This is a genomic window from Nosocomiicoccus massiliensis, assembly GCF_000438455.1.
Lineage (GTDB): Bacteria > Bacillota > Bacilli > Staphylococcales > Salinicoccaceae > Nosocomiicoccus > Nosocomiicoccus massiliensis.
Genome location: NZ_CAVG010000008.1, coordinates 1 through 6,322, shown reverse-complemented (window position 1 = coordinate 6,322; position 6,322 = coordinate 1). Strand labels below are relative to the sequence as shown.

Sequence of the window (6,322 nt, the reverse complement as noted above, 5' to 3'; positions counted from 1 at the left end):
AAAGTAATTTAAAAATTACTTTGCTTTTTTATTTGTATTAAATTTTACTCGTTCGTATTACTATTATCTTGATTTTCGTTATTGTTACTATCACTTTCCGGAGTTTCGGTGTCACCTTCAGTACCGTCAGTAGCATTCTCATCATTTGAATTATTTTCTTCACTATCCTCTGGTTCATCTACAGGTTCACTTGTTTCGTCTTCACTGCTATCATCTTTTGAATTATTATCTACTTCTGGAGTTGTGTAATAATATCTACGAATTGGATTTTGATTCGATTGGTATGAACTGTTAACAATGGCTAGTTCATTTCCACCAATTCTCATTACACTTTCTGGCATCGTGAAGTCTTGACCGTTATACGTGCTAATTTGTGTCATAATATTTTGGAAGAACCACTGTGGTGTGATATGTTCTTGTGTTCCGACAAATGACGTCGCACCGTCTCTTTTAGTACTTGTAAATCCTGTCCACACACTCATCGTATATTCCGGAGTATATCCGACAAACCACGCATCTTTTGCAGCGTTTGAAGGTAAATTATATTCGGTTAATAAACTATCTGAATAAGATGTTGTTCCTGTTTTACCCGCGATATTTAAACCATTCATATTAATATAATCGGCACTTCCATATGGCTGGAACGTACCTTTTAACATATCAGTGATCATATACGCAGTAGAGTCTTTCATTGCTTCGTGGCTTTCATACTCCATATCAACTTGCTCGTTTTCAGAATTTATGATGTAACGAACAGCTCCCGCTTCATTGAACGTTCCACCGTTACCAAAGGCCGCGTATGCTTGTGCCATTTGAAGTGGACTAAATCTAGATTCGTTACCACCGAGAACATCGTTAAATGTTAACGTATAATTACCATCAGATTTTTTTGAATAATCTAATCCTAAATCTCTTGCGAACTCTTCAGGTACATTATCTCCTGATTCTTCACGAACTTCTTCAAAAAGTTTAACGGCTGGTATGTTATAACTTTTACGCAGTGCATCACGTATCGTGACAGTACCATGACCTTGATTATCATAGTTATAAATTTTACCTTCAAAATGTTTTGGGCTATATTCGTATTCATCTTGAATCGTATAGTTCGTCGGCACTTCCATATTTTCAATTGCTGGTGCATATGAAAGTATCGGTTTCATTGTAGATCCCGTATTATGCTGAGTGATTGCTAAGTTTTCTTTAACGACTTCTTGATAATCTCTACCACCACTAATTGCGATTAGGGCACCAGTTTGTGTGTCTATTATTGAAGATGCGATATTAAAATCATCGCTTTTAAATTTATCACCATAGAAAAAATCTCTATCGTTTACAGTGTTTTGTAACGTACGCTGAATATTTGCATCCATATTTGTGTAAATATCTATACCAGACGAGAGTAGCTCTGAAATATCTATATTTTTAAACTCATCTGATTGTTCAAGTTGTTGCTTGACCACGTTTATATATGATGCATATTGTGGGTCTTTCGGTTCAGTTGAAGAACGTTCTTCATCAGATCTTGCAACTAAATTTGTTGTTAAGTCAGTATTTACTCCTTCGTTATACTCATCTTCAGTAATACGTCCGTGGTGTAACATAAGCGCGAGTACTTGGTTCGCACGTTTATTACCCGCTTCAGCGTCTACATATAAGTTATAAACGTTTGGTAAGTTTGGTAATCCAGCTAAATAAGCCGCTTCTTTTAAGTTTAAGTCATCGAGTTCTTTATCGAAATAATATAAACTTGCTGTTCTTACACCGTAAATACCATCTGAATAATATATTTTATTTAAATACATTTCTAAAATATCGTCTTTCGCATATTCTTGCTCGAGTCGGTACGATAAATATGCTTCTTGAGCTTTACGTTTAATCGTTTTTTCTTCTGTTAAAAACGCACGTTTTACAACTTGTTGTGTAATCGTCGATGCACCTTGAGAACCAAATCCGCCTGTTATGTTACTTATAACAGCACCACCAAGACGTTTAAAGTCAATCGCTCCATGTTCATAGAATCTATTATCCTCAACCGCAAGGACTGCATCTGTAACAAGTTCTGGTGTATCGGTAATATCGATATACTCACGTTCAATACCTTGATATATTGTTGTAACGAGTTCATCGTTACGGTCAAATACTCTTGAAGGGATAGGGTCTTTTAGCTTTTCAACACTAAATGCTGGCGCAGTTGATGCAAAATAAGCAAATACGACTATCCCTAAAACAAAGATAGAAACAGCTGCCATCATAAAAATTAGTGCAATTCGTTTCCATAATGTTTTCTTATTCGTTTTATTCCTTTTATTTCTAGATAAAGGATCTTTCATTGTGCTACCTCATTCCAAAATATAATTCATCTACCACTTGAAGATAATCAAAGCGCGGATTAAATTTTTCTGTAATAATATGACTGTCGCATTTTACGTCCTCATAACGAATTGATTTTCTACCGTTCTTAAGCTTGTAATTATCCCAGTGGATTAAAAACTTCTCAATCGGGTATAAAAACACTTCGTCGTGTGCATGAAATCTCATAATAATAAAAACAATGCCACCGTGCTCGTGACATCTTCTCATATGCTCAACTTGATGTTCATGGATATTAATAAAAGGGAAGCGTGTTTCGTTTCGTGTTTCTTTTACTTCAAAGTCGATATATTTCCCTCTATAAATACCGTTATAGTCACTTGTAGATGGTGTTTTGTAATATGCTTCTGTAATTTTAGCTTTTTGTCTCGATGGGTAATCGACATTTACAACAGTAATCGGCGTCGGCTTTTTATGAATAATCGCACGATTCGTATTTAAATAATACTTATTTGTCGTGTCAATATCTTTTTCAAGTGTCATCCCACGATGTCCATATTGTACTTTTTTCTTGCTTGAATTACTAGTGACATTACTTTTTTGAATACCAGCAGGGTATTTCACATTAGATCATTCCTTGGCTATATTCATTCATGTTTAGTTATTATACAATAATATACATACATAAATCTAATGTTTTAAAGGATGATAACGTTGAAGAGACAGTACACTAAAGAGTGTCTTTTAAAATATATTGATGACGTAAAACGTAAATACAGATTCGCACAAGATGGGTATGAGTATCATTTTGATGATGAGATCCAACCATTTCTATTAGAAGCAGATGCCCTCGCATCATTTATAGAGTCATTACCGACTGATCGATACTTTAACGACTCAACACGGTTAAAACTTTCTAGACAGATAACAGAGCTTGCAATGGCTTGTCATAAAAAAGAGTTAAAACCAAGACTCTATAATGAAAAGATTAAATTTATTAATATGTGGTTTAATTATTTTATAATTAAGGAGATTATATGAGAGTACTTATATTAGGGTATAGAAGTTATGAACTCGGTATATTTAGTCATACTCAAAAAGAAGTCGAGGTATTAAAAGCTTTTTTAAAGATGAAAATAATCGAGTACTTAGAAAACGGGGCAGAGTGGTTCATTCTACAAAACTATCCTGGTATTGATATGTACGCAGGAGAAGTGCTACAAGATTTAAAAGATGACTATTCTTTTCAGTATGCGATTTTAAAACCTTTTTATGGGTATGACGAGCGATTTAAAGAAGAAGACAAATTAATTTTACAAAGTATAGAATCAAATGCAGAGTTTTCTTCGTATGTATATAAACGCAACTATGAAGGTCCACGTATGTTTAGAGAAATCAATCAGTTTTTAATAGACAATACGACAGATGTGTTAATTTTTTATGATGAATCTACGGAATCTAATTTAAAGTACATATATGATGATTTACTTGAAAATAGCAGCAAATCTGATTATAATATTGAAAGAATTCAATTTGATGATTTAAATGATTTTATCACTTATCAATATGACAACTAAGAGGTGAGAAAAATGAGTGAATACTCTCTTAACTTGTCTGCAAAAGATATTTTCGAAAAAGAATTTGAAAAAACACTTCGCGGGTATCAACCAATTGAAGTTGATACATTTTTAGATGATGTCATTGCAGATTATCAGCGTATGGCAGATATGAACAAAAACTTACAAAAACTTGAAGAAGAAAACAAACGTTTAAAAAAAGAAATCGAAGAGTTAAGAATTAGAGTCGCGACGCGTTCACGTAGTGATGTGTCAGACAGTCAAAACCAACATATCGATATTTTAAAACGTCTTTCTAATTTAGAGAAAAAAGTATTTGGACAAAGTAAATAATTCCCGGTGGATCGGATAATCGCTAAGGAAACTTAGAGGAAAGTCCATGCTCACACAGTCTGAGATGATTGTAGTGTTCGTGCTTGACGAAACAATAAGTCAAGGTAGCAATTTTTGCTAACGGCAGTTTAACTTTCTAAGTCGTAAGATATGAAAGAAAACTTGAAAGTGCCACAGTGACGATGTTTTACGGAAACGTAAAAAGTGGAACGGGTAAACCCCTCGAGTGAGCAATCCAAATTTGGTAGGAGCACTTTTTCTCTGGAATTCAACAGAAGAAAGAGATATTACGTAAGTAATATAGACAGATGATTATCGCTATTGTGTGAGTGTAATCTAGTGCACGTTAGAACACATTAGTACAGAACATGGCTTATAGAGAAGCCGGGCTAGGTGACTCTCCGTATATGTATATGGAGAGTCTTTTTTAAATATGTATAAAAACAATATAAAAGGATGCGTAATATGAAATTTAAATTTTTAGCAAACACGCCAATGGGACTTGAGCGTGTTGTTGCAAATGAAATCGAGTCACTCGGTCTTGAGACGACTTTAGAAAATGGACGCGTATATTTTTCAGGCGATGAAAAAACAATTGTCGAAACGAACTTAAAATTACGAACAGCAGAACGTATCCGTATTATTATTGGAGATTTCAAAGTCACGACGTTTGATGGTCTCTTTGAAGCCGTCAAAGATTTACCATGGTCAGATATTTTAGGCCCTGATGCGAATTTTCCTGTGACAGGTCGCTCACATAAATCAACGTTATATTCTGTACCTGACGTACAGCGAATTACTAAAAAAGCGATTGTTGAACATTTAAAAGAAGCATTTAGTCTCGATGGTAAATTACCTGAAACAGGTGCGCGTTATAAAGTAGACATTAATATATTAAAAGACAGAGCATTGCTCACTATAGATACGTCAGGAGATGCGTTACATAAACGCGGGTATAGAGTCGCTCAAGGTGACGCACCGATTAAAGAAACTCTTGCTGCAGCGATGTTACAACTCGCTAACTATACAGGTGAAAATCCTTTAGTAGATCCATTTTGTGGATCTGGAACAATTGCGATTGAAGCGGCGATGATTGCTAAAAACATCGCACCTGGTTCAAATCGAACATTTGACGCAGAAAAATGGGACATTATCCCTCTAGAATTATGGTCAGAGTTAAGAAATCAATGTGAAAATGATGCACTATACGATAAAGATGTCGAAATATATGCGAGTGACATCGACGAACATATGATAGAAGTATCGAAGCAAAATGCAGATGAAGTCGGACTGTTAGAAGAAATACATTTTAGTGTTAAAGATGTCCATGATATCGATTATTTAAAAGATCATACACAAATTGTCACAAACCCTCCTTACGGTGAACGTATCGGAGAGGCTAAAGCAGTCGAAGAGATGTACCGCAAAATCGGACAATTAATGGAACAAAACGATACGTTAAACGTTTATTTAATGACGTCTAATAAAGAATTTGAAATCATTATTGGAAAACGTGCAACACATAGAAGGAAATTATTTAACGGCTATATTGAAACAACTTATTATCAGTACTGGGGTAAGAAGTAATGGTAAACGATGATACTTTAAATATTTTATATAAGATTCGAAAAGAAATTAGTAAATCTAACAACAAACAACTTTTGTCAGAAATCGATTATACGATTAAAAAAGTCTATGATGACTTATTTGTCGTCTCGTTTATCGGACATTTCTCTGCAGGGAAATCGAGTTTAATTAACTATTTATTAGAAGATGAAGTGTTGCCTTCTTCTCCGATTCCTACGACGAGTAAAACAGTGCAAATAGAAATTAGCGATGAGACACGTGCACGTGTCTATATTGATAAAAATCATTATGTAAAACTTAATGACTTAAGTGAAGTAAAACAAATTAACAAAAAAGACGTTGAGATTGAATACGTTAAAATTATGCATGATAGTAAAAAATACAATGATACGTTCGTGTTTCAAGATACTCCAGGAGTGGATTCAAAAACATCAGCACACGAAGAAAGTACGCATAAATTCTTATTAAACTCAGACTATGTATTTTTTACAGTCGAATATAACCATGTCGAAAGT

The 6,322-nt window shown here is 34.2% G+C and carries 7 protein-coding genes and 1 other RNA gene; 6 read left to right on the top strand and 2 right to left on the bottom strand.

The window, feature by feature from the left end:
* Window positions 1-44: 44 nt before the first annotated feature.
* The gene (locus TJ68_RS00300; RefSeq protein WP_040928125.1) at window positions 45-2,330 is read right to left on the bottom strand and encodes a transglycosylase domain-containing protein; all 2,286 of its coding nucleotides are present in this window, start codon (window positions 2,328-2,330) and stop codon (window positions 45-47) included.
* 4 nt (window positions 2,331-2,334) lie between these two features.
* Window positions 2,335-2,934 carry a Holliday junction resolvase RecU gene (recU, locus tag TJ68_RS00295; RefSeq protein WP_040928124.1) on the bottom strand — a complete coding sequence of 200 codons (600 nt, stop codon included), beginning with the start codon at window positions 2,932-2,934 and terminating at the stop codon, window positions 2,335-2,337.
* Between the two features lie 90 nt (window positions 2,935-3,024).
* Between recU and TJ68_RS00290 the strand changes: the two genes are divergently transcribed.
* From TJ68_RS00290 to TJ68_RS00270, 6 genes are all read left to right on the top strand, one after another.
* Window positions 3,025-3,351 carry a hypothetical protein gene (locus TJ68_RS00290; protein ID WP_052327217.1) on the top strand — a complete coding sequence of 109 codons (327 nt, stop codon included), beginning with the start codon at window positions 3,025-3,027 and terminating at the stop codon, window positions 3,349-3,351.
* A complete protein-coding gene (locus tag TJ68_RS00285; protein ID WP_040928123.1) occupies window positions 3,348-3,887 on the top strand; it encodes an SLOG family protein in 540 nt (179 codons plus the stop codon). Before TJ68_RS00290 ends, TJ68_RS00285 begins: the two co-directional genes overlap by 4 nt.
* A 12-nt stretch (window positions 3,888-3,899) precedes the next feature.
* The gene (gpsB, locus tag TJ68_RS00280; protein ID WP_040928122.1) at window positions 3,900-4,220 is read left to right on the top strand and encodes a cell division regulator GpsB; all 321 of its coding nucleotides are present in this window, start codon (window positions 3,900-3,902) and stop codon (window positions 4,218-4,220) included.
* A 7-nt stretch (window positions 4,221-4,227) separates the two neighbouring features.
* Window positions 4,228-4,601: RNase P RNA component class B (rnpB, locus tag TJ68_RS08225), an RNA gene on the top strand.
* Between the two features lie 84 nt (window positions 4,602-4,685).
* Complete coding sequence (locus TJ68_RS00275) at window positions 4,686-5,807, top strand: THUMP domain-containing class I SAM-dependent RNA methyltransferase (RefSeq protein ID WP_040928121.1); 1,122 nt, start codon at window positions 4,686-4,688, stop codon at window positions 5,805-5,807.
* Window positions 5,807-6,322, top strand: a 516-nt coding sequence (locus TJ68_RS00270; RefSeq protein WP_040928120.1) for a dynamin family protein, incomplete at its 3' end; no start/stop codon positions are given. The genes TJ68_RS00275 and TJ68_RS00270, both read left to right, overlap by 1 nt.